Here is a 22,039-nt window from a genome sequence, read left to right on the forward strand (position 1 = left end):
GCCGCGTCGGCCGCCCGGCGCCGGCCCCGCCCCCGGTACGCTCTGGCCCGGCAGCGAGTCCTCTTCCCGGCGTGCGTGTGGCCCGGGCCGTGGCGCCCTCGACGCCGACGACGGAGCACGCCGGACGCGAGCAAGGAACCACGATGGCCGCAGACGAACGACTCGCGCCCGGATCCGACACGGGACCTTCCGGCGGGCCGCCGCCCACGGCCGCGGGACGCGCACCGTTCTGGTCGCGGCCGACGGCGTGGAAGGCCGTGCTGGTGGTCGTCGGCTACCTCGTCTTCTACCTGCTCGTGGGCACGCTCACCGGGCGCCTCTTCGACGGCTCGATCGACACCGACGACCTGCTCGCGACGCCGGCGAGCATCCTCCTCGGGCTCGCGCTGCCCATCGCGATCGGCGGTGCCGCCCTGACGGTCTTCGCCGTGCGACGCGGCTGGTGGTCCTCGATCGTCGGACGTCAGCCGGTGCGGGGCCGGCGCTGGATGTGGCTCGCGCCGGTCCTCGTGCTGGTTGCCGTCGTGGCGCACGTCGCGGCCACCGACTGGGGTGCGTGGAGCGGCGGGCAGATCGCTTCCCTGGCCCTGCTCGGCGTCTGCGTCGGCCTCACCGAGGAGCTCGCCACCCGCGGCATCGTGGTCACGATGCTGCGTGACGCGGGGCACGGCGAGCGCATGGTCATGGTGGTCTCGTCGTTGCTGTTCGCGCTCATGCACACGGTCAACCTGCTGTCCGGGATGGAGGCGTCGACCGTCGTCGCGACCGTGGTCTACACGTTCGGGTTCGGGGCGTGCATGTACCTGGCGATGCGCGTCACCGGGACGTTCTGGGCCGCCGTCGTGCTGCACGCCCTGACCGACCCGACGACGTTCCTCGCCAGCGGCGGCGTCGACACCAGCACGACGAGCCAGGGCGGGGCAGCCGTCGTCGTCGCGCTCCTCGCGACCCTCCTGATCGTCGCCCTCGGGATCGTGGCGATCTTCGCGGTGCGCGGGAAGGCCGCGCCGTCCGTCAGCTCGTGACGTCCTTGCTCGCGAACCGGGCCCACGCGGCGGCGAGGAACACGACGGCGTACGCGAGGTCGGTGAGCAGCCCGAGCGAGAGGTCGTGCGTGTAGACGGGGTCGCGCAGCAGGTCGATGAGCGCGAGCTGGTGGTCGACGAGGAGCCAGGGGTGCAGCCACGACAGCTGCTCGATCGAGTCGAGGATCCACATCGCCGTGCTGAGGATGATGACCCCGACGGTCGCGCCCATCGGCTGCTCGGTGAGCGTCGAGACGAACAGCCCGAGCGCGCCGAGCGCGGCGAGGTAGGCGGTCACGTAGAGGACGACGAGCGCGAGCCTGACGAGCCCGGCGCCGAGCCCGAGCGTCGTGCCGGACAGCGTGACGACAGGGTGCAGACCGAACAGCACGGCGCCCGCGACGAGCCCGACGACCGCCACGAGCACGACACCGAGCAGTGCGCCGAGGACGAGCGCCACGTACTTCACCGCGAGCAGTCGCCCGCGCGTCACCGGGACGACGAGCAGGCCGCGCAGCGTCCCGACGTTGGCCTCGCCCGCGACGGCGTCGCCGGCGAGCACCGCGACGGCGAGCGGCAGGAACAGCCCGATCTCGAGGGCGAGCGCGGCGAGCGCCACGAAGAACCCGTTGCCCGTGATCTGGGAGAGGAACGAGGAGTCGGCGCCTCCCGACGCGGGGTCCGCCACCTTGACGGCGATCGCGATCACCACGGGGACCACCGCGAGGACCGCGAGCCCGACCTGGTTGCGGCGCCGCCCGAGGATGAGCCGTAGCTCCGACCGGAGGAACCGCAGCCACGCCCCGGCGGCGCCCGGCCGCGCCTCGCGCTCGGGATGCCCGACGGCGGAGCTCGGCCCTGCGGCGTCCGCGGCGGCGGGGAGGGCGTCAGTCGTCGGCATCGAAGCCTCCGCCGGTGAGCTCGATGAAGCGGTCCTCGAGGGTGGCCCGCCGGACCGCGAAGCCCCGCACCGCGACGCCCGCCCCGACCAGCGCGGCGACCACCGCCTCGGGGGCCACGCCGTCGAGGGTGGCGGTGACCCCCTCGGGCGAGGGGCCGACGTCGGGCAGGCCGAGGCCCGCGAGGACCCCCGCCGCGCGTGCGGCGTCCGGGGTCGTGACCTCCGCCGTCGGGCGGGCGGAACCGAGGACGTCCGCGGACGTACCCTGCGCGACCAGCCGGCCGGTCCGCATGACGCCGAGGTGCGTGCAGACCTGCTCGATCTCGGACAGCAGGTGGCTCGACACCAGCAGCGTGACGCCCTCCTGGTGGAGCCGGCCGATCAGGGTGCGGACCTCGCGCGTGCCCTGCGGGTCGAGGCCGTTCGTCGGCTCGTCGAGCACGAGGAGGTCGCGCGGCTGCAGGAGAGTCGCGGCGATCGCGAGCCGCTGACGCATGCCCAGCGAGTACGCGCGGAACCGCTTGCGAGCCGCGCCGAGCAGGTCGACCCGGTCGAGCGCCGTGTCGATGCGCCGCGCGGACGTGCGCGGGTCGGCGAGGCGGTCGGCGGCGTCGAGCCGGGCCAGGTTCGCCCGTCCGCTCAGGTACGGGTGGAAGCCGGGCCCCTCGACGAGCGCGCCGACGCGCGGGAGGACGGTGGCGACGTCGTCGGGCATGCGGCCGCCGAGGAGCCGGACGTCCCCGGCCGTGGGGCGGACGAGGCCGAGCACCATGCGGATCGTCGTGGTCTTGCCCGACCCGTTGGGCCCGAGGAAGCCGTAGACCGCGCCGCGCGGCACGACGACGTCGATCCCGTCCACGGCCACCTGGCCGGCCTTGCCCCCGAACCGCTTGGTCAGGCCCGACGTCGCGAGGACCGGCGCAACCGCTTCGTCCGACGCGAGGCTCACTTGGTGTGCGCGAGGGCCGCCGTGACCACCGAGGTGGGCACCGCTCCGACCGCGACCCGCCCGTCGTCCGTGAGGACGGCCGTGAAGAGCGTGCCGGTCACGACGTGCCCGCTGCCCCAGTCGCCCGAGACGGTGGGCAGGGTCCGCAGGAGCGGTGCCGCCTCGCCGTTGGTGAGGGCGTTCTGCTGCTCGGTCGTGAGCGTCACGACGGCGACGGCGTCCCAGCCCGTCCCGACGACGTCGGGCTTCTGCGCGGTCTTCGCGCTCAGGCCCAGGTCGCCCGAGGGGAGCGTGAGCTCCTTGGTCGTCGCGCCCTTCGGCGCCGTGAACTCGAACGTGGAGGCGGCCGGGGTCGCGTAGCTCACCGAGGTGAAGCCTGCCTCGACGACCGGAGCGGTGCGCTTGGTCGAGTACACCTCGACGCGCAGCGGGACGTGGGTCTTCGCGTCCACCGCGAGCACGACCTTGTCGACGAGTGTGTCGGACGACTTCGGGTCGACCACGAGCTCGTACGCGTCGTGCCCCGCGACGCGGGTGGTCCCGTCGGCGGTGACCTTGGTGGTCGGGTCGACCGCGTCGAGCGCGGCGCGGGCGACGGCGTCGGGCGTGGTCAGCCCGGCGAGGCCCTCGAGGCTCTTCTGCTTCGCCGCTGCATCCTTGCCCGACGACGCCGGCAGCGTCGCGTGCGCGGCCGTGCGGTCCGCACCGGACCAGACCCAGAGGTCGGTGCCGTTGCTGACGACGTCGGACTCGCTGCCGTCGTCGAGCACCGCGACCTTCGAGCCGTCCTTGCCGTCGGTCCAGACGCGGACCGTGTGGGTGCCGCTGAGCAGCGACAACGCGCCCGACGTGCCCTGCGCTCCGGACGGGCCGGGGCCCGTCACGCCCGCCGCGCCGGTCAGGCCGGGGACGCTCGGGAGCCCGAGGTCCGCACGGACGGTCGCGGTGCCCTGGAGGGCCTGGGCCGTCGGCTGCTGCAGGTCCACGAGAAGCTGCTCGGCGGTCGTCGGCGGCAGGTCGGGGCTGCCGGACGAACGGGCCGTGGTGGCGGCGTTCGCCCCGACGGCGACGCCGGCGACGAGGACGGCGGCCGCGCCGGGCACGATCCACCGGGTGTGGGGGTGGCGCGTGAAGAGGCTCATACCCTGATCCTGCGCCTTGTGGCGCGCCCATGGCCAGGCCGGGCGTCACCTCCGCCCGGACCGCCACAGTTTCCCCACAGTCCTGCGCATCCCGTGCCGCGCGCACCGGGCGCGGTTACCGTCGAACCATGACCGACACCACCGAGGACGCGGCTCGTCAGAAGGACCGTCGCCGCGCCGCGAAGATCCTCTACCGGCCGTTCGGCATCGTCAGCTCGATCGTCGGCGGGCTCGTCGCCGCCCGCGTCTTCCGGCTGATCTACAAGCGGGCCGTCCCCGGCCCGGAGGACCAGGCGCCCAAGCCGCTCGAGTCGAGCTACAGCGCGCGGCAGGTCGTGCTCGGGGCCCTGATCCAGGGCGCGATCTTCGCGGGCGTCAAGGCGCTCGTCGACCGGGCCGGCGCGCGCGCGTTCGAGCGGTGGACGGGGGAGTGGCCGGGCGACTGAGTCAGACCGGGACCCGGTACCGCAGCCGGACGACGCCGTTCGGGAACCGGTCGACGTCGGCGAGCTCGAGGTCGTGGCGGGCGCCCAGCGGCAGCGCCGGCTTGCCGCCGCCGACCGACGCCGGCCACACGTACAGGAGGCACTCGTCGACCACGCCCGCGCTCATCGCCTGGGCGGCGAGGTCCGCGCCCCCGACCATGAGGTCACGCGTGGCCCGGTCCTTCAGCTCGCGGACCGCCGCGGGGTCGAAGCGCCGCTCGATCCGGGAGGCCGCGGTGGCGGTCGCGTCGAGGGTGGTCGAGTACACGACCTTGTCGGCCGCGCTCCAGGCGGCGGAGAAGTCGGCGAAGAGCCGGGACTGCGCGGCGAGCGTCGGATCGGTCTCCCACACGGACATCGCCTCGTAGAGCCGGCGGCCGTAGAGGAACGTCCCGACGCCCCGCAGCAGCTCGATGGTGGACGCGAACACGTCGTCGTCGGGCGGGCCGAAGTCGAAGTCGCCCTCCGCATCCTCGATGTACCCGTCGACGGACATGTTCGTGACGTAGACCAGCCTGCCCATGCGGCGCCGCCTCGACGATCGCTCCGGTCCGCCCGCGAAGGGTTCGACCCTGTGCGTCCATTCAACCCGGCCTGGTCGGACGCGCCACCTCTGGCACGACCGCCCCGCGGCGGGGACAGTGGAGGTAGCCCGTCGACGGGACGTCCGTCGGCCACGGAGCGACGCAGGGGGAAGCAGCATGACGTACCAGATCGGCTACCTGATCGGCAGCCTCGCCAAGGGTTCGATCAACCGGACGTTGTCGAAGGCGCTCATCGCGGTCGCGCCGTCGGACCTCGCGTTCACCGAGATCCCGATCGGGGACCTTCCGCTGTACAGCTGGGACTACGACGCCGACTTCCCGCCCGAGGGCCGGCGGTTCAAGGAGGCGATCGAGGCGTCGGACGGGCTGCTGTTCGTCTCCCCGGAGTACAACCGGTCGATCCCGGGAGCGCTGAAGAACGCCATCGATTGGGGCTCGCGGCCCTGGGGCCAGAACTCGTTCGCGCGCAAGCCTGTCGGCATCATCGGCGCCTCCCCGGGCGGCATCGGCACGGCGGTGATGCAGTCGTCGATGCGGAGCGTGCTGAGCTTCCTCGACGCGCCGCAGCTCAACTCGCCGGAGGCGTACATCACCTACCGGGCCGACGACTTCGGCGACGACGGGACCGTGGCGAACGAGAGCACGGCCGGCTTCCTCCGGCACTACATGGACGAGTACTGCGCGTTCGTCCAGCGCGTCCTCGCGGTGACCGCGCCGGGGCACATCGGCGACAGCGACCCGGCATCGACGAAGTAGGGCCACCGACAGCGCCGGCGCCGGGCCGGTGTCAGGCGGTCCCGGCGTCGTGGACGAGCACCGCCAGACGGGTGCGGTTCTCGCAGCCCAGCTTGTCGAGGATGCTCGACACGTACGCCTTGACCGTCGGGACGCTGAGGTAGAGCTCGCGACCCACGTCCGCGTTCGACGCGCCCCGGGCGACCAGCCGGGCCACGTCCCGCTCGCGCGGGGTCAGCCGGTCGAGGGCCGCGCGGGCCGCCGCCTGCGCCGTCGACGACGCCGCCACGCGCTCCATGAGCTGGCTCGCGACCGCCGGCGCCAGCACCGCCTCGCCCGACGCCGCCGCGAGCACCGCCGCGACGATCCGCTCCGGCCGCGCGTCCTTCAGCAGGTAGCCGCGCGCACCGGCGCGCAGGGCTCCCGTGACCTCGTCGTCCGTGTCGAAGGTCGTGAGGACCACGACCTCCGGGGCGTGCGGCCGGGCACGGACGCGGCGCGTCGCCTCGAGCCCGTCCACGCGCGGCATCCGCAGGTCCATGAGCACGACGTCGGCCGGGTGCGCGTCCAGCACGGCCGCGATCTCGCCGCCGTCCGCCGCCTCGCCGACGACGTCGAGCCGCCGCGGGCCGTCGCGGTCGTCGCCGGTGGCGCCGTCGAGCATCGTCGTGAGGGCGGCGCGGACGAGGGCGTCGTCGTCGACCACCACCACGCGGACGGCCCCGCGACCCGGGTCGGGCGAGGTCAAGCGCCGGCCCCGACGCCGGCGTGGAGCGGGAGCACGACCCTGACGGTCCACGTGCCGCCGTCGGCGCCCGCGTCGAGGGTGCCGCCCAGCGTGGCGGCCCGCTCCCGCAGGCCCACGAGGCCCACGCCCGGACGGGAGCCTCCCGTCAGGTCGAGGGTCGGCGCTGCACCACGATTCATGTCCGGATCGTCCCGTACGCCGCCCGGGCGCGCCACCCCGGGGGCGACGGGGTTCGTCGCGACGACGCGGACGTCGTCGTCGGACACCGCGACCTCGAGGCGGACGGGCGCACCGGGTGCGTGCTTGCGGGCGTTCGTGAGGCACTCCTGCACCGCGCGGAGCACGGTGTTGCGGGTCGCCCGCGGGAGGTTCTCGACGGTGCCCGTGCTGACCACCTCGATGTCCGCCCCGGCCGCCCGGACCTGTGCGACGAGGTCGTCGAGGGTGTCGACCCCCACGACGGCGTCGTCGGGGTCGCGCATCACGGCGACGACCTGGCGGAGCTCGACGAGGGCCTGCGAGGTCCCGTCCCGCACCACGGCGGCGGCCTGCGCGAGCCGCTCGGGCGGCGCGTCGGGGCGGTACGCGAGGGCCCCCGCGGCGGTCGCGACCAGCGAGAGCCGGTGGGCGAGCGTGTCGTGCATGTCGCGCGCGATGCGCAGCCGCTCCTCGCGGCGGACCTCCTCGGCGCGGCGGTCCCGGTCCGCCTCCGCGGCGCGCACCCGCGCGCGCAGCGACCCCAGCAGCTCCGCGCGCGTGCGCCCGTACGCGCCCCAGCCGAGCAGCGCCGCGTGCACGCCCACGTCGGTCAGCAGCCACCAGCCGTAGCCCATGCTCACGCCGCGCCACGCCCCCTGGACCGCGTGCCCGACGGCGCCCGCGACGGCGACCGGCACCGCGACCCGCAGGCGGGTGGCCCGGGCGACGACGGCCGTCGTCATCGTCGAGGCCGGGGTCGCGGCGGGCGAGACGGCGGCGAGGGCCGCGAGCACGAACGCGGCGATGGTCAGCCGTCGCTCCTCGTCGGCGCGGCCCACCGCGACGAGCACCAGCGATCCCGCCGCCACGGCCAGCACGGCGCACACGACGTCGAGTGCGACCCGTCCGTCGCCGCTCGCCCCCAGCACCGTCAGCGCGGACAGGACCGCCAGCCCGGCGGCCAGCCCGACGACCGCACTCGTCGGGATGCGGAACCGTCGCGCGTCGCACGCCGCGTCGTCCGCGGTGAGGAGGGTCGTCTGCGTGTCCATGACCCCGAGCGTAGGAAGCGGACCGCCGCCTCACTACCGACCGAAGGAGGGGGTCGACCCTCCCGTCGTCGCGTCGACGACCGACCGTCGGCCGCTGTGCCGTCCGAGGCTCCCGGGAGACGGTCAGGTGGTGGGCGCCGCCGGGGTGCCTGGGACGGGGACGGGGCCATGACCAGCAAGAACACGAGGAACGCACTCGCCGGCGAGCGGACGACGGACGCGGTCCGACCGGCGTCGGGCTCGGCGCCCGCGGTCGGCGCGCGGCTCGCGTGGCTGACGACGGGGACCGCGGCGGCCGCGGCCCTCCTGCTGTGGGTGCTCGTCGTCCCGGTCGGGGGCGTCGACCTCCGCGCCGGCGGCGCCGGGACGGGCAGCGGCGGCGACGGGCCGACGGTGGGGCCGGTAAACGTGCTGTTCATCGCGGTCGTCGCGGGCATGGGCGCCTGGTTCGTGGCTGCCCGGATGCGGCGCCGTGGCGTGCCGCGCGGCGCCTGGCTGGGCGTCGCGGCCGGGGTCCTCGCCGCATCGCTCGCCGGCCCGGTCAGCGCGTCGACGTTCGCGAGCGGCGTGGTGCTCGTGGCGATGCACGTCGTCGTCGGCGGGATCCTCGCGCTCGGGTACGCCCGGGCCTGGCGCTCGTGACCGCGCCCGGCGAGTTGTCAGACGCTGGTGAGGGCGGGACCTCACCAGCTTCTGACAGCCTGGCCGACCCGGGGCCTGTCAGAACCTGAGGAGGGCAGGGCCTCACCAGCTTCTGACAACTCGGCGGCGGCGATCAGTCCGGGAGGCGGAGCTGCCAGGCCGCGAACCCGCCGTCGGGCCGGAAGCCCAGCGCGACGTTGATGTCCAGCATCGGGCCGTTCTCCTCCGCGTTCCACGTGACGACGCGGCGGACGTCCGGCCGGCGCGCAGCGAGCGCCTCGAGGTTCGCGACCTTCACGGCCATCCCGAGCCGGTGGCCTCGGTGCTCGGGGTCGACGATGGTCGTGTCCTGGTCGGCGACCGGCCGCGCGTCGTCCGGCTCGGTCGGCACGATGAGCGCGGTGTACCCGACGATCCGGCCCGTCGGGACGTGGACGGCGGCCGTCAGCAGCACCGACTGCCCGCGCTCCGTGAACCGGTCGAGCCACGTCCGCAAGCGCGCGGCGTCCCACGGGTCGGCCTCCAGCTCGAGCCCGCCCGACGGCGCGTCCGTCATCATCCGGCTCTCGAGCGCCGCGATGTCGGCGAGCGCTGACTCCGGGACGTCGTGGAACCAGGTCTGCGTCAGGTACTGGTCGTCCGCGTGCTCGCCGGCCGCCTCGGCGAACCGCCGTAGCAAGCCCGGGTCGACGGGCAGGTCGAGGCGCGACATGCGCTCCAGCTGTTCGAGCGCGAAGCCGCGGGCGAGCGCGAAACGGGTGGCGTCGTCGTCGGCGGGGACGCGCCCCGAGCCCGTGGGCGGGACGAGCGCGCCCGGCCCGGGCGGCGGCTCGGTCACGACGTCGGAGTACGCCTGCACGACGTGCCGCCCCTGGTCCCGCACGACGGCGACCGCGGCGTCCCACAGCGCCGCGCCGACCCCGCGGCGGCGGTGGTCGGGGTGGACGCAGACCTCGAGCTCGACGGCGTCCGTGTTCGACGTCTGCATCGCGCGCAGCCACGCGTAGCCGACGACGTCGTCGGGGGCGAGGACCGCCACGACGGCCGACGTCCGCACGTAGTCGGCGTGCCGGAGCTGCCCGAGCCGCTGGGCGACCGGGTCGGCGGCGTCCCCGTGGCCCCGGGAGGCGAGCTGGGCAGCGGCGTCGACGCGCGCGACGCCGTGCAGCAGCGCCGCCGCGGGGTCGTCGAGGGAGGCGGGCGCGTCGTCGGGGGTGAGGGTGATGAGCCGGAGGGTCGGTGCCATCCGTCCAGCGTGCCCGCCCCCGGTCGTGCGCGCCACGGGTTTCCCACCCTGACCCGGCGAGCTGTCAGAACGTGGTGAGTCTCGAGGCTCATCACGTTCTGACAACCCGTTGGCTTGGCGGGTCAGCCGCGTCCCACGAGCGTCGCCTCCGCCGCGCGGTCCGCGGCGGAGGGCGTGAAGTCGTCGGCCGCGGGCAGCAGGCGTCCGTCGAAGTCGAACATCGCCTGGTTCTCCCACGCGTTGCCCGACGTCGGGTCCGCCGGGTCCCAGCCGTTCCCCGCGACCGCGGTCCACGCGGGCTCCCAGTACACGACGCCGAGCCCACGACCCCCCGGGGCCGACGCGACGGCGTCCTGCACCGCGCGGAACTGGGCCTTCTGCCCGGTCGGCGTCGCGGGGTAGCCGGGGACCAGCTCGGAGGGCTGGTCGATGGTGTTCTCCCAGGCCGGAGTGTCGTCGGCGAGCGTGAAGGGGTAGGACGTCTCGACGACGAGCACGTCGCGGTCGTAGCGCGCCGACGTCGTCGAGACCGCGTCCTGGAGGTCGGCGAGGCTGCCGTGCCAGTAGCCGTAGTACGACAGCCCGATCACGTCGAACGGCACGTCCCGCGACGTGATCTCGTCGAGCCACCAGGTCAGCGCCCCGGTGCCCTGGTTGATGTTCGTCAGGTGCAGGATCACCTTCGACGTCGGCGACACGGCGTGCACCGCCTCCGACCCGGCCGTGAGGAACGACGCGAGGTTGTCGAACTGCGGGCCGTCGACGCCGTCGGCAGGGTCCACGTCCCAGGTCTGGCCCCAGGGCAGCAGCATCCCGGAGTTGATCTCGTTGCCGACCTGCACGTACGCGGGCCGCACGCCCGCGCGCACGAACGCTCGCATCGCCGACGTCGTGAACGCCCGCACGTCCTGCGCGAGCTGCGCCGGGGTGTCGCCCGACCACGCCGACGGGATCTTCTGCGCCCCCGGGTCCGCCCACGTGTCCGAGTAGTGGAAGTCGACGAGCACCCGCATGCCCGCCCGCTGCGCGCGCTTCGCGGTCGCGACCGCGTGCGCCACGTCGTTGTACCCGTCGGCCGGGTTCACGAACACCTTGACGCGGGTCAGGTTCATGCCCTGGTCGGCGAGGATCCTGACGGGGTCGCCGGCCTTGCCCTTCGCCGTCCGGTACACCGCGCCGAGGTCCTCGTTCTTGGCGACCGACGACAGGTCGCCGCCGCGCTCAGCCCGCCCGACGACGCCGCGGTCGAACGCGACGTCGTCCGCGTTGAGCCAGGCCCCGCCCGGACCGTCGGTGGTGATCGCGAGCGTGCAGTCCCCTCCCGTGACCTTCGTCGACACGGCCAGCCGGACCCACGCGCCGTCCTGCGTGGTGTCCGGGACGTCGACGCTCGCCGCCTTGCCGCAGCCTGACAGCGACAGGGTCGCGGCGGCCTTCCCGCTCCCCGTGCCGCCGCCCGAGCGGACCCACGCGCTGAACGTCCACCAGCCGTTCGGGACGTGCGAGACCCGCTGCGACACCGTCGCGCGGTAGGCGCTCGCGGACCACTCGGTGAGCCGGTTCCCGGTGCCGTCGTGGCCGCCGGCCTCGACCTTCGCGGCCGAGGCGCCGCCCGCGCTCCCGCGCACCGTCCAGCCGGCGAGGCCGTCCTCGAAGCCGGGGTTCACGACCTGCGGGGCAGCCGCGGGGGAGCGGTCGTGCGCGCTGGCAGGCAGTGCAGCGCCGGCGAGGCCGATGACGGCAAGGGCCGCCGCCGACGCCGCGGTGAGGCGGCGCCGGCGCGCGCGTGGCCGGGTGGTGGGTCTGGGGTTCACGTCATCCTCCTTGATGAGCGGACCTGCCGGCGGGCGCCGGGCAGAGTGGGTCAGCGCGGCGACCTCACGACCGCCACCTCGCCGGCGGGCACCTTGAGCCAGCCGTCGACGGTGGAACCGGTGAGCAGCTCGTCGCCCGTGACGGGGACGGACGCGGGCTCGGTGCCGTGGTTGAGCACGAACGTGTACAAGCGGCCGTCGCCGGTGCGCTCGACGATCTCGACGTCGCGGCCGGTGCCGGCGCCGAGCCCGTCGCGCGGCGCGAGGCCGGCGTCCTGGTAGGCGGCGGCGAGGACGGCGCGGAGGCCGTCGTCGTCGAGGCGCGTGGACACGTACCAGCCGTGCCCGTCGCCGAGCGCGTGCCGTGTCACGGCGGCCCCGCCGGCCACGGGACCGTCGACGTACGTCGCGACGACCTCGGCGCCGTCGAGCGCGAGGTGGTCGGTCCAGGTGTCGGCGACGAGCTCGCGGTGCGCGCCGTCGTCGTCGGGCGCGCCGGACCACGCGACCCGGACCCCGTCGCCCGCGCGCAGCGGCGCGAACTCCTCGACGGTGAGCCCGAGCGCGTCGCGCAGGGGCGCCCCGTACCCGCCCTCGTGCACGGCGTCGTTCTCGTCGACGATGCCGGAGAAGTAGGAGACGACGAGCGTGCCGCCGGCCGCGACGTACCGGGTGAGGTTCGCGGCGTCGTCGGCGGTGAGCAGGTACGACGCCGGCGCGACGACGAGCGCGTACGACGACAGGTCGGCGGACGGGTGGGCGAAGTCGACGGTGACGTGGTCGTCCCAGAGCGCGCGGTACCAGGCGTCGGTGCGCTCGCGAGCGTCGACGTCGACGCTGGGCCGCCACTCGAGGCCCTGCGCCCACGCGGACTCCTGGTCCCACAGCACGGCGACGCGGGCCTCCACGCGGGAGCCCGCGACCTCGGCCAGGTGGCCCAGGTCCGCGCCGAACGCGACGACCTCGCGCCAGACCCGTGAGCCCGTCCCGGCGTGGGGCAGCATCGCCGAGTGGAACTTCTCGGCACCGGACCGGGAGGCGCGCCACTGGAAGAAGCCGACGGCGTCGGCGCCCCGCGCGACGTGCTGCAGCGAGTTGCGGCGCAGCTCGCCGGGCTGCTTGGCGACGTTGCGCGGCTGCCAGTTCACGGCCGACGTCGAGTGCTCCATGAGGAACCACGGGTTGCCCTGCGCGACCGACCGCGTCAGGTCGGCCGCCTGCGCGAGCGTGACCTGGTTGCGGGGGTCGGCGGCGTCGAGGTAGTGGTCGTTGGAGACGACGTCGACCTCGCGGCCCCATGCCCAGAGGTCGGTCGAGCCGCACGCGAACGCCATGAAGTTCGTCGTGATCGGCACGTCGGAGTGCGCGCGGATCGCGTCGCGCTCGGCGACGAAGCAGGCGCGCAGCTGGTGGTCGCTGAACCGCGCGAAGTCGAGGCGCTCAGCGGGGTTCACGACGCTCGCCGCGGCCGCGGGCAGGCCGACCTCGTCCCAGTCGCCGTAGCGCTGGCCCCAGAAGGCGGTGCCCCAGCGGGCGTTGAGCGCGTCGAGCGAGCCGTAGCGGGCGCGCAGCCAGTCGCGGAAGGCGTGCAGTGCGTGCTCGGAGTAGTCCTCGGCGACGGGCACGCCGTACTCGTTGTGCACGTGCCAGAGCGCGAGCGCGGGGTGGGAGCCGTAGCGCTCGGCGAGCGCCGTCGTGACGCGGACGGCCGCCTCGCGGTACTGCGGCGAGCTGGGGGAGACCATGCCGCGCGACCCGAACCCGAGCGGGACGCCGTCGCGGGTGACGACGCGCGCCTCGGGGTACGCGCGGTAGAACCAGGCGGGCGGGACGGTCGTGGGCGTCCCGAGGACGACGCGGATGCCGTTCGCGTGGAGCAGGTCGACGAGCCGGTCGAGCCAGCCGAACTCGAACACGCCCTCGCGCGGCTCGACCAGCACCCACGAGAACACCCCGACGGTCGCGAACGTGACGCCGGCCTCGCGCATGAGGCGCACGTCCTCGGCCCAGACCTCCTCGGGCCACTGCTCGGGGTTGTAGTCGCCTCCGTAGGCGACGCCGTCGAGGCCCCGCGCCCACACGCCGACGGTGTGCTCCGCGGGAGTCCCGGCCGGCGTGGACGACAGGGGGGTACGGGGGCGGGGCTGGTCGTCCATGACGCTCCATCGGGTCGTGGCGGCGCCGGCGGGTCCCGCCGCGTCGCGATCAACTGTGAACGCGCACAGCATAGACAGGCGTCAGGATCGTTGTAAACGCGTGACCCGACGTGATTGACACGCGCCTCCCTGTGTCGGCTACTGTGACCGTGCACAGGCTCGAAGGGCGAGCCGACCGTCGTCCTCGGCGACGGGCTTCAATGAGGAGGTCTCGTGCGACTGCACACGTCACTGAAGGTTGCGGCCGCGGTCGCCGCGACAGCGCTGCTCGCCAGCGCCTGCTCGTCGGGGGGCTCCGGCGACGGCGACGGCGACTCCACGCCGTCGGCCCACACCACCCCGACGGACCCCGCCCAGAAGGTCGACCTGACCTACTGGACGTGGGCGCCCGGCATGGACGAGGTCGTCAAGGCCTGGAACACCGAGCACCCGAACATCCACGTCACCGTGAACAAGCAGGACGGCGGCGACCCGGCGGTCACCAAGCTCCTCACGGCCATCAAGGCCGGCTCGGGCGCGCCTGACGTCATGCAGGCCGAGTACCAGAAGATCCCGACGCTCGTCGCGGCCGACGCGCTCGCCGACATCACCGGCGACGTGAGCGCGGACCTCAAGAGCAAGTTCGACGGCGGCTCCTGGCAGTCCGTGACCCTGGGCGGCGACACGGTCTACGCGATCCCGCAGGACGCCGGGCCCATGGAGTTCTACTACCGGGCCGACATCTTCGAGAAGTACGGGCTCAAGGTCCCCACCACGTGGGACGAGTACGCGCAGGTCGCGACCGAGCTCCACCAGAAGGACCCCAAGGCGTACCTCGGCACGTTCTCCGCGAACGACGCCGGCTGGTTCACCGGGCTCACGCAGCAGGCCGGTGCGTCGTGGTGGGGCATCGACGGCGACGCCTGGTCCGTCGCGATCGACTCCGACGCCACGCAGAAGGTCGCCTCCTACTGGGGCAAGCTCGTCCAGCAGGGCGTCATCGACAACAAGCCCATGTACACCCCCGCGTGGAACAAGGGCCTCAACGACGGCACGCAGGTCGGCTGGGTCTCCGCGATCTGGGCGCCCGGCGTCCTCGAGGGCAACGCGGCCTCGACCAAGGGCAAGTGGAAGATGGCCAAGCTCCCCCAGTGGAACGCCGGCGACGACGTCACCGGCAACTGGGGCGGCTCGGCGACGGCCGTCACCTCGCAGTCCAAGAACAAGGCGTACGCCACCGAGTTCGCCGAGTGGCTCAACACCTCGCCCGAGGCCGCCAAGCTCCTCGTCACCGAGAGCGGCCTCTACCCGGCGGCGCTCGAGTCGCAGAAGTCCGCGCTCAGCGACCCGCCCGCGTTCTTCTCGAACCAGACCGACTTCTACACGCTCGCGTCGCAGATCGCGGGCACCGTCTCGCCGTTCACCTACGGCCCGAACGTCAACGTCGCGTACTCCTCGTACAACGACGAGTTCGGCAAGGCGACCAAGGCCAAGACCGAGCAGGCCTTCGGCGACGCCGTCACGGCCATGCAGAAGACGACGCTCGACGACCTCAAGAAGTCCGGCTACAACGTCAAGGAGTGACGGACGACGGGCCGGCCCGCCCTCCGCGGCCGGTCGGCCCGTCCCGCCCCCTTGTCGTCACGAGCCTCTCGGCACGAACGGAGCCACACCGTGACCACGAGCACCACCAGCGCCGCCGGTGCGTCCGCCCCGCCCACCCGGCCCGCGCCGGCGCCGGGCGCGTCCGCCGCGCGCGGCAAGCGCCGTCGTCGGCCGGGGAGCGCCGCGCCCTACGCGTTCCTCGCCCCCGCGATGACGCTGTTCGCGCTCTTCCTCGCGCTGCCCATCGGCTACGCCGTCTACCTCAGCTTCCGCCACGTCAAGGTCTCCGGCCTGGGGCTCGGCAAGGGCGCCCGCACCGAGGTGTGGGCGGGCCTCGAGAACTACCGCACCGCCCTGACGGACCCGGACTTCGTCGCGTCCGTCGTGCGGGTGCTGGTGTACGGGGTCGTCCTCGTCCCGACGATGCTCGGCCTCGCGTTGCTGTTCGCGCTCCTGCTCGACGCGCGGCGCGTGCGCGCCAAGTCGTTCTCGCGCCTGTCGATCTTCCTGCCCTACGCGGTGCCGGCGGTCATCTCGTCGCTGCTGTGGGGCTTCCTCTACCTGCCGAGCGTCAGCCCGATCACCTACGTCACCGAGAAGCTCGGGTGGGGCTCGCCCGACATCCTCGACTCGGGCTGGGTGCTGTTCGCGATCGCGAACATCGCCCTGTGGGGCGGGGTCGGCTTCAACATGGTCGTCATCTACACGGCCCTCAAGGCGATCCCCAGCGACCTGTACGAGGCCGCCCGCCTCGACGGCGCGACCGAGCGCCAGATCGCGTGGCGCATCAAGGTCCCGATCGTCCTGCCGTCGCTCATCCTCACCTTCATCTTCTCGATGATCGCGACCCTCCAGGTGTTCGCCGAGCCCATCACGCTCAAGCCCCTGACCAACACGATCTCGTCGACGTGGAGCCCGCTCATGACGGTCTACCGCGACGCGTTCGTCCGCAACGACATCTACTCGGCGGCCGCGCTGTCCGTGGTGATCGCGATCGCCACGCTCGTGCTGTCGTTCGGCTTCCTGCGCCTCGTGCAGCGCCGCGCCTTCAGCCAGGAGAAGTGACATGACGACGACGACCGCCTCCGCCACCGCCACGCCCCTGCCCTCTCCCCGCCGCGCGTCGGGCCCGCGGGCCGGCCTCCAGCAGGGGCGCTCCGCCTGGGGCGGGACCGCGATCCTGCTCGTCGGCGCCGCGTACTGCCTGCTGCCCGTCGTGTGGGTCGTCATGGCCTCGACCAAGAGCGCGGGCCAGCTGTTCGACTCGTTCACCCTCGCGCCGTCGACGCACCTGTGGGACAACGTCCTCGACCTGTCCGCGTACCGGGACGGGATCTTCTGGCGCTGGATGCTCAACACGGCCCTGTACGCGGGCGTGGGCGGGATCCTGTCGGTGCTGGTCTCCGCGATGGCGGGCTACGGCCTCGCGAAGTACCAGTTCCGCGGCAAGGCGGCGGCGTTCAACACGATCCTCGCGGGCGTCCTCGTGCCGGGCGTCGTCCTCGCGATCCCGCAGTACCTGCTGCTGGCCAAGGTGGGCATGACGAACACCTACTGGGCCGTGCTGCTGCCCAGTATCATCAGCCCCTACGGGATCTACCTGGCGCGGATCTACGCCGCGGCAGCGGTGCCCGACGACGTGCTGGAGGCCGCCCGGACGGACGGTGCCAAGGAGGGCAGGATCTTCTTCTCGCTCGCGGTCCCGATGATGCTCCCGGGCCTCGTCACCGTGTTCCTGTTCCAGTTCGTCGCAATCTGGAACAACTTCATGCTGCCGTACATCATGCTGGGGAACGACAAGCTCTTCCCCCTCACCGTCGGGCTGTCCGGCCTGCTCAACCAGGGAGCGTCTCAGCCCTCCATGTACACGTCCGTCATCACCGGGGCGCTGCTGTCGATCATCCCGCTCGTCGCCCTGTTCCTGACCCTGCAGCGGTTCTGGCAGGTCGACCTCGCCGCGGGTGCGGTCAAGGCGTGAGCGAGGGCAACGGGGGTCCCGCGCGTCGTCGTCCGACCATCAAGGACGTCGCGGCGGCCGCGGGCGTGTCGCGCGGCACCGTGTCCCGGGTGCTCAACGGCGGCCACTGGGTCTCGCCCGAGGCGCGGGTCGCGGTCGAGGCAGCGATCGAGTCGACCGGGTACTCCGCGAACCACCACGCGCGCAGCCTCGTGACGGGGCGCTCGAACTCGATCGCGTTCCTGCTCACCGAGCCGCAGCACCTGCTGTTCGAGGACCCCAACTTCTCGATCCTGCTGCGCGGGACGGCGCACGAGCTGGCCCGGCGGCGGATGCCCCTGCTGCTCATGGTCGCCGGCACGCGGGACGAGCAGCGCAACGTCGTGGACTACGTCGCGTCGGGGCACGTGGACGGCGTCCTGCTCATCTCGTCGCACGTCGGGAGCACCGTCGTGAAGTCGCTGCACGAGCAGGGCATCCCGACCATCGCGTGCGGCATCCCCATCGGGTTCGAGCACACCGTCGGGTACGTCGCGGCCGACGACTTCGAGGGTGCGCGGACCATGGTCCGGCACCTGCGCGAGCGCGGGCGGACGAGGGTCGCGACGATCACCGGCCCCATGGACACCCCGGGCGGGCGGCTGCGGCTCGACGGGTACCGTGCGGAGCTCGGCGACGCCTACGACGAGTCGCTCGTCGCGCACGGCGACTACACGCGCGACGGCGGCTCCGCCGCGATGACGGAGCTGCTCGACCGCCGGCCCGACCTCGACGCCGTCTTCGTGGCCTCCGACCTCATGGCCGCCGGCGCGCTCGTGACGCTGCGGGCCGCGGGGCGCTCCGTGCCGGGGGACGTCGCCGTCGGCGGGTTCGACGACGCCGGGCTGGCCGCCGCGCTCGAGCCGCCGCTCACGACCATGCACCAGCCGTTCGACCGCATCAGCGCGGAGATGGTGCGGCTGCTGCTCGGCGTCATCGAGGGCGACGCGCCAGCGGCCGTGACCGTGCCGGCATCGTTGGTGGTCCGCGCGAGCACCTGACCGCCCCGGCCAGCCGCAAGTCGTCAGAAGCGCGAGTTGTCAGAAGCTCGTGAGTCTCGAGACTCGCGAGCTTCTGACAGTTCGTGAGGCCGGCGCGCGTGTCAGAACGTGGTGAGCCTCGAGACTCACGAGCTTCTGACACCGCCGGAGGGCGGGCGCGGGACAATGGGGCGATGCGCGTCGACGTGTGGCTGTGGGCGGTCCGGCTGGCCAAGAGCCGGTCGGTCGCGACGTCGTGGTGCCGTGCCGGGCACGTCCGGGTCAACGGCTCGCGCGTGAAGCCCGCCTCATCGGTCAAGGTCGGGGACAGCGTCGAGTTCCGCACGGACCGCGACCGGGTGGTCGAGGTCGTGGCCCTGCTGCCCAAGCGGGTCGGCGCGCCGGAGGCCGTCAAGGCGTACCTGGACCACTCGCCGGCGCCGCTGCCGCGCGAGTACGTCGCGCCCGCCGGGATCCGCGACCGGGGGACCGGGCGCCCGACCAAGCGCGAGCGCCGCGAGCTGGACCGGTTGCGCGGACGCGACTGACGCCGTCGGGCACGTTCCCGCCGACGCCACGCTCCCGACGACGCGGCGGAGCCCGTCAGACGACGCGGCGGAGCCACCCGCGCGCGTCGGGCGTGCGGCCGTACTGCAGGTCGAGGAGGGCGGACCGGAGCTCGAGGCTCGCGGCGCCCGGCGTCCCGTCGCCGACCTGCTGCTCCCACACGACGCCGGCGCCGTCGTCCGCACCCTCCGGGTCGCGGTCCTCACCGCGGATCCCGACGACCGGCGTGACGACGGCGGCGGTCCCGGCCGCGAAGACCTCGGTCACGGACCCGTCGGCCAGCCTCTCCCGGAGCTCGGCGAGCCCGATGCGGCGCTCGACGGGCGTGAGGCCGAGGTCGGGGGCGAGGTCGAGCAGCGAGTCCCGCGTGACGCCGTCGAGGATGCTGCCGAGCGCGGGGGTCAGCAGCTCGCCGCCCGAGGTCACGAGGAAGACGTTCATGGTCCCGGCCTCCTCGAGCCAGGCGTGCTCCTCGCCGTCGAGGTAGAGCACCTGGTCGCAGCCCCGGTCGCGGGCGTCGGCCTGCGCGGCCAGGCTCGCGGCGTAGTTGCCGCCGGTCTTCGCGTCGCCGGTCCCCCCACGCGACGCGCGGACGAACCGGTCCGTGACCCACAGGTTCACGCCGTGGACGCCGCCGCTGAAGTAGGGGCCGGCGGGGCTGGCGACGACGCCGAACGTGGCCTCGTGCGCGGCCCTCACCCCGAGGAACGGCTCGGTCGCGATCATGAACGGGCGCAGGTAGAGGCTGGCCTCCTGCCCGTCCGGGGCGTCGGGGACCCAGGCGGCGTCGGCGCGGACGAGCGCCTCGACGGCCGCAACGAAGTCGTCCTCGTCGAGCACAGGCAGGGCGAGGCGGCGCGCGGAGTGCGCGAACCGGCGTGCGTTCTTGTCGGGCCGGAAGAGCCAGACGCTCCCGTCCGCGTGCCGGTACGCCTTGAGCCCCTCGAAGATCTCCTGGCCGTAGTGCAGGACGGCGGCCGCCGGGTGGAGCGTGAAGGGCTCGAGCGGGTGCACGGACGCGTCGTGCCAGCCGTCGTCGGCGGTCCAGCGGGCCGTCGCCATGTGGTCCGTGAAGTATCGGCCGAACCCGGGGTCGGCGAGGATCTCGCTGCGCGCCGCGTCGTCGACGGGTCGGTCTGACGGGCGAACGTCCAGGTCGAGAGCCATTCCTGCATGCTACGGCTCCGCGCCCCGGGTTCCGCGCCCGCCGTCGGAGGTCGGACGCGTGTCCGGCGCGCGCCGGGTCGCCCGACGGGCCCGCTCCTAGACTCGCCGGGTGAGCGCACGCAGGGCGGACCGGCGTCTCGGGCTCGCGGCCGCGTGGTGGGGGGTCGCGATGCTCGTGCTGCTGCTGACCCCCGTCGCGCAGCGCCTCGACCCGGACGGCGCGGGCGACCGCGTGGGCGCTGCCGCGGTCGTCTGGGGGACGGTCTGGGTGACCGTCCAGGCGGTGGCCGTCGCCCGCGCGTCCGCGGCGCCGCGTGCGGCCCTCGTCGTGGCGGCCGCCGTCGTGCCGCTCGCCGCGTGGACGTCGGTCGCCGCCGCCGCCGTCCCCGCCGTCGTGGTGCTCGTGTACCTGCTGGTGGTGGACGGCGCCCCGGCGCGGTCGTGGGACGACCGGCGGGTGGCGGTGCTCGCCGCGACGTGGGTGCTGTGCGCGGTCGGCGAGCTCGTCGACGGCACCCGCGGCACCGGCGACGCCGGCCCGGCGACGCTCGCGCTCGCCGCGGCGCAGGCCCTCCTCGTGGTGGTCGCGCCGGCCGTCGTCGCGCTCGCCGTCCGGTCGCGGCGGGAGCTCCGGAGGGCGCGGGATCGCGAGCTCGAGGCGCTCGCCCGTGAGCAGGACGCGGTCGCTCGCGCCGCGGTGGCCGCCGAGCGCGCGTCCATGGCGCGCGAGCTCCACGACATCGCCGCGCACCACCTGTCCGGGATCGCCCTCATGGCGGCGGGGATCGAGGCGCTCGCCGTCAACGACCCCGCCGAGGCGGGCCGGGCCGCCGGGCAGGTCCGGCGGCAGGCGGTCGAGGTCGGGCGCGACCTCCGGCAGGTGGTGGGGCTGCTGCGGCCCGCCGCCGACGACGGCCCCGGGCCGCGCTCGCTCGCGGACCTCGCGCGCCTCGTCGACGACGTGCGCGCGGTCGGGCGCGCGGTCGTCCTCGACGTGCTGCGGCTGGACGCGGGGGCGGGGGCCGAGGACGACGGGCTCGGCCGCGGGCTCGGGTCGCTCGCCCAGCTGACCGTCTACCGCACGGTCCAGGAGGCGCTGACGAACGCGGGCCGCCACGCGCCGGGCGCGCCGTGCGCCGTGACCCTCGACGACCGCGCCGACGACGCCCTGCGCGTCGTCGTCCGCAACGAGGCGCCGCCCGGCGGCCCGCCGTCCGGGACGCGCGGGTCGGGCGTGGGCCTGGTCGGCATGCGCGAGCGCGCGGCTCTGCTGGCCGCCGGGCTCGAGGTGGGCCCGACGGACGACGGCGGCTGGTCGGTCGCGCTGCGGGTCCCGCGCGAGCCCGCCAGGACGGCCGACGGCCACGCCGCGGCGCTCCCCGGCGCGGCGACCGAGAACGGAGGTGCCCGATGATCCGCGTCCTGGTGGCCGAGGACCAGCCGCTCGCGCGCGCCGGGCTGGTCGCGCTCCTCGGCGCCGAGCCCGACCTCGAGGTGGTCGGGTCGGCGGCCGACGGCGACGAGGCGGTGCGCCTGGCGCGCGAGCTGCGCCCCGACGTCGTGTGCATGGACGTGCGCATGCCGACGACGGACGGGATCGCCGCGACCCGGGCCCTCGCCGGCCCGGGGGTCGAGGAGCCGATGGCGGTCCTCGTCCTGACGACGTTCGACCTGGACGACTACGTCTTCGGCGCGCTCGAGGCGGGGGCCGCGGGGTACCTCCTCAAGGACTCCGAGCCGGCCGTCGTCGCCGACGCCGTCCGCTCGCTCGCGGACGGGAACGGCATGCTCGACCGGACCCTGACGCGGCGCGTCGTCGGGGAGCTCGTGGCCCGACGGCGGCTGCGGCCCGTGGTCCTCGCGCGCCCCTCGGACCTCCTCACCCCGCGCGAGACCGAGATCGTGCTCCTGCTCGCACAGGGCATGTCGAACGAGGAGATCGCCGCGCAGCTCGTCGTCGAGGTGTCGACGGTGAAGTCCCACCTGGCGCGGATCCTGCCCAAGCTCGGGGTCGGCTCGCGCCTGCAGGCCGCGGTATGGGCCTACCAGTCGGGGCTCGTCGAGACGACCGGTTGAGCAGGGGTTGTGAGGCCCTGACACGTTGTGA

At 74.2% G+C, this 22,039-nt stretch carries 21 protein-coding genes; 11 read left to right on the forward strand and 10 right to left on the reverse strand.

Going from position 1 to position 22,039, the window contains the following annotated elements:
* The first annotated feature begins 143 nt into the window (after positions 1-143).
* Positions 144-1,025: a CPBP family intramembrane glutamic endopeptidase gene (locus tag ACLQ14_RS14415; protein ID WP_425814181.1), complete on the forward strand. Its 882-nt coding sequence runs from the start codon at positions 144-146 to the stop codon at positions 1,023-1,025.
* Here ACLQ14_RS14415 and ACLQ14_RS14420 read toward each other — a convergent pair.
* Genes ACLQ14_RS14420 through ACLQ14_RS14430 form a run of 3 tightly spaced genes read right to left on the reverse strand, consistent with a single transcriptional unit; the run spans position 1,015 to position 4,017 of the window.
* Positions 1,015-1,926 carry an ABC transporter permease gene (locus tag ACLQ14_RS14420; protein ID WP_425814182.1) on the reverse strand — a complete coding sequence of 304 codons (912 nt, stop codon included), beginning with the start codon at positions 1,924-1,926 and terminating at the stop codon, positions 1,015-1,017. The two genes, ACLQ14_RS14415 and ACLQ14_RS14420, sit on opposite strands and share 11 nt — an antisense overlap.
* Positions 1,913-2,875, reverse strand: a complete 963-nt coding sequence (locus tag ACLQ14_RS14425; protein WP_425814184.1) for an ABC transporter ATP-binding protein — start codon at positions 2,873-2,875, stop codon at positions 1,913-1,915. Before ACLQ14_RS14425 ends, ACLQ14_RS14420 begins: the two co-directional genes overlap by 14 nt.
* A complete protein-coding gene (locus ACLQ14_RS14430; protein ID WP_425814186.1) occupies positions 2,872-4,017 on the reverse strand; it encodes a LolA family protein in 1,146 nt (381 codons plus the stop codon). Before ACLQ14_RS14430 ends, ACLQ14_RS14425 begins: the two co-directional genes overlap by 4 nt.
* Positions 4,018-4,145: 128 nt before the next feature.
* On the opposite strand from ACLQ14_RS14430, the gene ACLQ14_RS14435 reads away from it, so the two are divergent.
* The gene (locus tag ACLQ14_RS14435; protein WP_425814188.1) at positions 4,146-4,463 is read left to right on the forward strand and encodes a DUF4235 domain-containing protein; all 318 of its coding nucleotides are present in this window, start codon (positions 4,146-4,148) and stop codon (positions 4,461-4,463) included.
* A gap of 1 nt (position 4,464) precedes the next feature.
* Here ACLQ14_RS14435 and ACLQ14_RS14440 read toward each other — a convergent pair whose 3' ends face one another.
* Positions 4,465-5,025, reverse strand: coding sequence for a dihydrofolate reductase family protein (locus ACLQ14_RS14440; RefSeq protein WP_425814190.1), 561 nt, complete (start codon positions 5,023-5,025; stop codon positions 4,465-4,467).
* 178 nt (positions 5,026-5,203) lie between these two features.
* Between ACLQ14_RS14440 and ACLQ14_RS14445 the strand changes: the two genes are divergently transcribed.
* Positions 5,204-5,803 carry an NADPH-dependent FMN reductase gene (locus tag ACLQ14_RS14445; protein ID WP_425814192.1) on the forward strand — a complete coding sequence of 200 codons (600 nt, stop codon included), beginning with the start codon at positions 5,204-5,206 and terminating at the stop codon, positions 5,801-5,803.
* A gap of 31 nt (positions 5,804-5,834) precedes the next feature.
* Here ACLQ14_RS14445 and ACLQ14_RS14450 read toward each other — a convergent pair whose 3' ends face one another.
* Together ACLQ14_RS14450 and ACLQ14_RS14455 are read right to left on the reverse strand one after the other, a co-directional pair.
* On the reverse strand, positions 5,835-6,530 hold the full coding sequence (locus ACLQ14_RS14450) for a response regulator (protein WP_425814194.1): 696 nt from the start codon (positions 6,528-6,530) through the stop codon (positions 5,835-5,837).
* Positions 6,527-7,780, reverse strand: coding sequence for a sensor histidine kinase (locus ACLQ14_RS14455; protein ID WP_425814196.1), 1,254 nt, complete (start codon positions 7,778-7,780; stop codon positions 6,527-6,529). Before ACLQ14_RS14455 ends, ACLQ14_RS14450 begins: the two co-directional genes overlap by 4 nt.
* Before the next feature lie 168 nt (positions 7,781-7,948).
* Between ACLQ14_RS14455 and ACLQ14_RS14460 the strand changes: the two genes are divergently transcribed.
* Positions 7,949-8,422: a DUF6069 family protein gene (locus ACLQ14_RS14460; RefSeq protein WP_425814198.1), complete on the forward strand. Its 474-nt coding sequence runs from the start codon at positions 7,949-7,951 to the stop codon at positions 8,420-8,422.
* A 133-nt stretch (positions 8,423-8,555) separates the two neighbouring features.
* Here ACLQ14_RS14460 and ACLQ14_RS14465 read toward each other — a convergent pair whose 3' ends face one another.
* The 3 genes from ACLQ14_RS14465 to ACLQ14_RS14475 all read right to left on the reverse strand — a co-directional run bounded on the left by ACLQ14_RS14465 (position 8,556) and on the right by ACLQ14_RS14475 (position 13,638).
* A complete protein-coding gene (locus ACLQ14_RS14465) occupies positions 8,556-9,668 on the reverse strand; it encodes a GNAT family N-acetyltransferase (protein WP_425814200.1) in 1,113 nt (370 codons plus the stop codon).
* Between the two features lie 122 nt (positions 9,669-9,790).
* Positions 9,791-11,482, reverse strand: a complete 1,692-nt coding sequence (locus ACLQ14_RS14470) for a glycosyl hydrolase 53 family protein (RefSeq protein ID WP_425814202.1) — start codon at positions 11,480-11,482, stop codon at positions 9,791-9,793.
* 50 nt (positions 11,483-11,532) lie between these two features.
* Positions 11,533-13,638: a beta-galactosidase gene (locus tag ACLQ14_RS14475; protein ID WP_425814204.1), complete on the reverse strand. Its 2,106-nt coding sequence runs from the start codon at positions 13,636-13,638 to the stop codon at positions 11,533-11,535.
* A gap of 213 nt (positions 13,639-13,851) precedes the next feature.
* Here ACLQ14_RS14475 and ACLQ14_RS14480 point away from each other — a divergent pair, with 213 nt between their 5' ends.
* The 5 genes from ACLQ14_RS14480 (at position 13,852) to ACLQ14_RS14500 (ending at position 18,746) form a co-directional block, all read left to right on the forward strand.
* A complete protein-coding gene (locus ACLQ14_RS14480) occupies positions 13,852-15,201 on the forward strand; it encodes an ABC transporter substrate-binding protein (RefSeq protein ID WP_425814206.1) in 1,350 nt (449 codons plus the stop codon).
* A gap of 90 nt (positions 15,202-15,291) precedes the next feature.
* A complete protein-coding gene (locus ACLQ14_RS14485; RefSeq protein ID WP_425814208.1) occupies positions 15,292-16,287 on the forward strand; it encodes a carbohydrate ABC transporter permease in 996 nt (331 codons plus the stop codon).
* Between the two features lies 1 nt (position 16,288).
* Complete coding sequence (locus ACLQ14_RS14490; RefSeq protein WP_425814210.1) at positions 16,289-17,200, forward strand: carbohydrate ABC transporter permease; 912 nt, start codon at positions 16,289-16,291, stop codon at positions 17,198-17,200.
* A complete protein-coding gene (locus ACLQ14_RS14495; RefSeq protein ID WP_425814212.1) occupies positions 17,197-18,219 on the forward strand; it encodes a LacI family DNA-binding transcriptional regulator in 1,023 nt (340 codons plus the stop codon). The genes ACLQ14_RS14490 and ACLQ14_RS14495 overlap by 4 nt, the downstream gene beginning before the upstream one ends.
* Positions 18,220-18,392: 173 nt before the next feature.
* Complete coding sequence (locus ACLQ14_RS14500; protein WP_425814214.1) at positions 18,393-18,746, forward strand: RNA-binding S4 domain-containing protein; 354 nt, start codon at positions 18,393-18,395, stop codon at positions 18,744-18,746.
* A gap of 55 nt (positions 18,747-18,801) precedes the next feature.
* On the opposite strand, the gene ACLQ14_RS14505 is transcribed toward ACLQ14_RS14500, so the two are convergent.
* Positions 18,802-19,932, reverse strand: coding sequence for a branched-chain amino acid aminotransferase (locus tag ACLQ14_RS14505; RefSeq protein ID WP_425814216.1), 1,131 nt, complete (start codon positions 19,930-19,932; stop codon positions 18,802-18,804).
* 109 nt (positions 19,933-20,041) lie between these two features.
* On the opposite strand from ACLQ14_RS14505, the gene ACLQ14_RS14510 reads away from it, so the two are divergent.
* Positions 20,042-21,346, forward strand: coding sequence for a sensor histidine kinase (locus ACLQ14_RS14510; protein ID WP_425814218.1), 1,305 nt, complete (start codon positions 20,042-20,044; stop codon positions 21,344-21,346).
* Complete coding sequence (locus ACLQ14_RS14515) at positions 21,343-22,008, forward strand: response regulator (RefSeq protein ID WP_425814220.1); 666 nt, start codon at positions 21,343-21,345, stop codon at positions 22,006-22,008. The genes ACLQ14_RS14510 and ACLQ14_RS14515 overlap by 4 nt, the downstream gene beginning before the upstream one ends.
* The last annotated feature ends 31 nt before the right edge of the window (positions 22,009-22,039 follow it).

It is taken from the genome of Luteimicrobium sp. DT211, from assembly GCF_049844995.1.
GTDB lineage: Bacteria > Actinomycetota > Actinomycetes > Actinomycetales > Cellulomonadaceae > Luteimicrobium.

What these genes read in the sequence shown, in the direction of transcription:
- ACLQ14_RS14415 (WP_425814181.1), top strand. Translation starts at nt 144, where the DNA reads ATGGCCGCAGACGAACGACTCGCGCCCGGATCCGACACGGGACCTTCC.
- ACLQ14_RS14420 (WP_425814182.1), bottom strand. Translation starts at nt 1,926, where the DNA reads ATGCCGACGACTGACGCCCTCCCCGCCGCCGCGGACGCCGCAGGGCCG.
- ACLQ14_RS14430 (WP_425814186.1), bottom strand. Translation starts at nt 4,017, where the DNA reads ATGAGCCTCTTCACGCGCCACCCCCACACCCGGTGGATCGTGCCCGGC.
- ACLQ14_RS14435 (WP_425814188.1), top strand. Translation starts at nt 4,146, where the DNA reads ATGACCGACACCACCGAGGACGCGGCTCGTCAGAAGGACCGTCGCCGC.
- ACLQ14_RS14440 (WP_425814190.1), bottom strand. Translation starts at nt 5,025, where the DNA reads ATGGGCAGGCTGGTCTACGTCACGAACATGTCCGTCGACGGGTACATC.
- ACLQ14_RS14445 (WP_425814192.1), top strand. Translation starts at nt 5,204, where the DNA reads ATGACGTACCAGATCGGCTACCTGATCGGCAGCCTCGCCAAGGGTTCG.
- ACLQ14_RS14455 (WP_425814196.1), bottom strand. Translation starts at nt 7,780, where the DNA reads ATGGACACGCAGACGACCCTCCTCACCGCGGACGACGCGGCGTGCGAC.
- ACLQ14_RS14460 (WP_425814198.1), top strand. Translation starts at nt 7,949, where the DNA reads ATGACCAGCAAGAACACGAGGAACGCACTCGCCGGCGAGCGGACGACG.
- ACLQ14_RS14465 (WP_425814200.1), bottom strand. Translation starts at nt 9,668, where the DNA reads ATGGCACCGACCCTCCGGCTCATCACCCTCACCCCCGACGACGCGCCC.
- ACLQ14_RS14475 (WP_425814204.1), bottom strand. Translation starts at nt 13,638, where the DNA reads ATGGACGACCAGCCCCGCCCCCGTACCCCCCTGTCGTCCACGCCGGCC.
- ACLQ14_RS14490 (WP_425814210.1), top strand. Translation starts at nt 16,289, where the DNA reads ATGACGACGACGACCGCCTCCGCCACCGCCACGCCCCTGCCCTCTCCC.
- ACLQ14_RS14500 (WP_425814214.1), top strand. Translation starts at nt 18,393, where the DNA reads ATGCGCGTCGACGTGTGGCTGTGGGCGGTCCGGCTGGCCAAGAGCCGG.
- ACLQ14_RS14505 (WP_425814216.1), bottom strand. Translation starts at nt 19,932, where the DNA reads ATGGCTCTCGACCTGGACGTTCGCCCGTCAGACCGACCCGTCGACGAC.
- ACLQ14_RS14515 (WP_425814220.1), top strand. Translation starts at nt 21,343, where the DNA reads ATGATCCGCGTCCTGGTGGCCGAGGACCAGCCGCTCGCGCGCGCCGGG.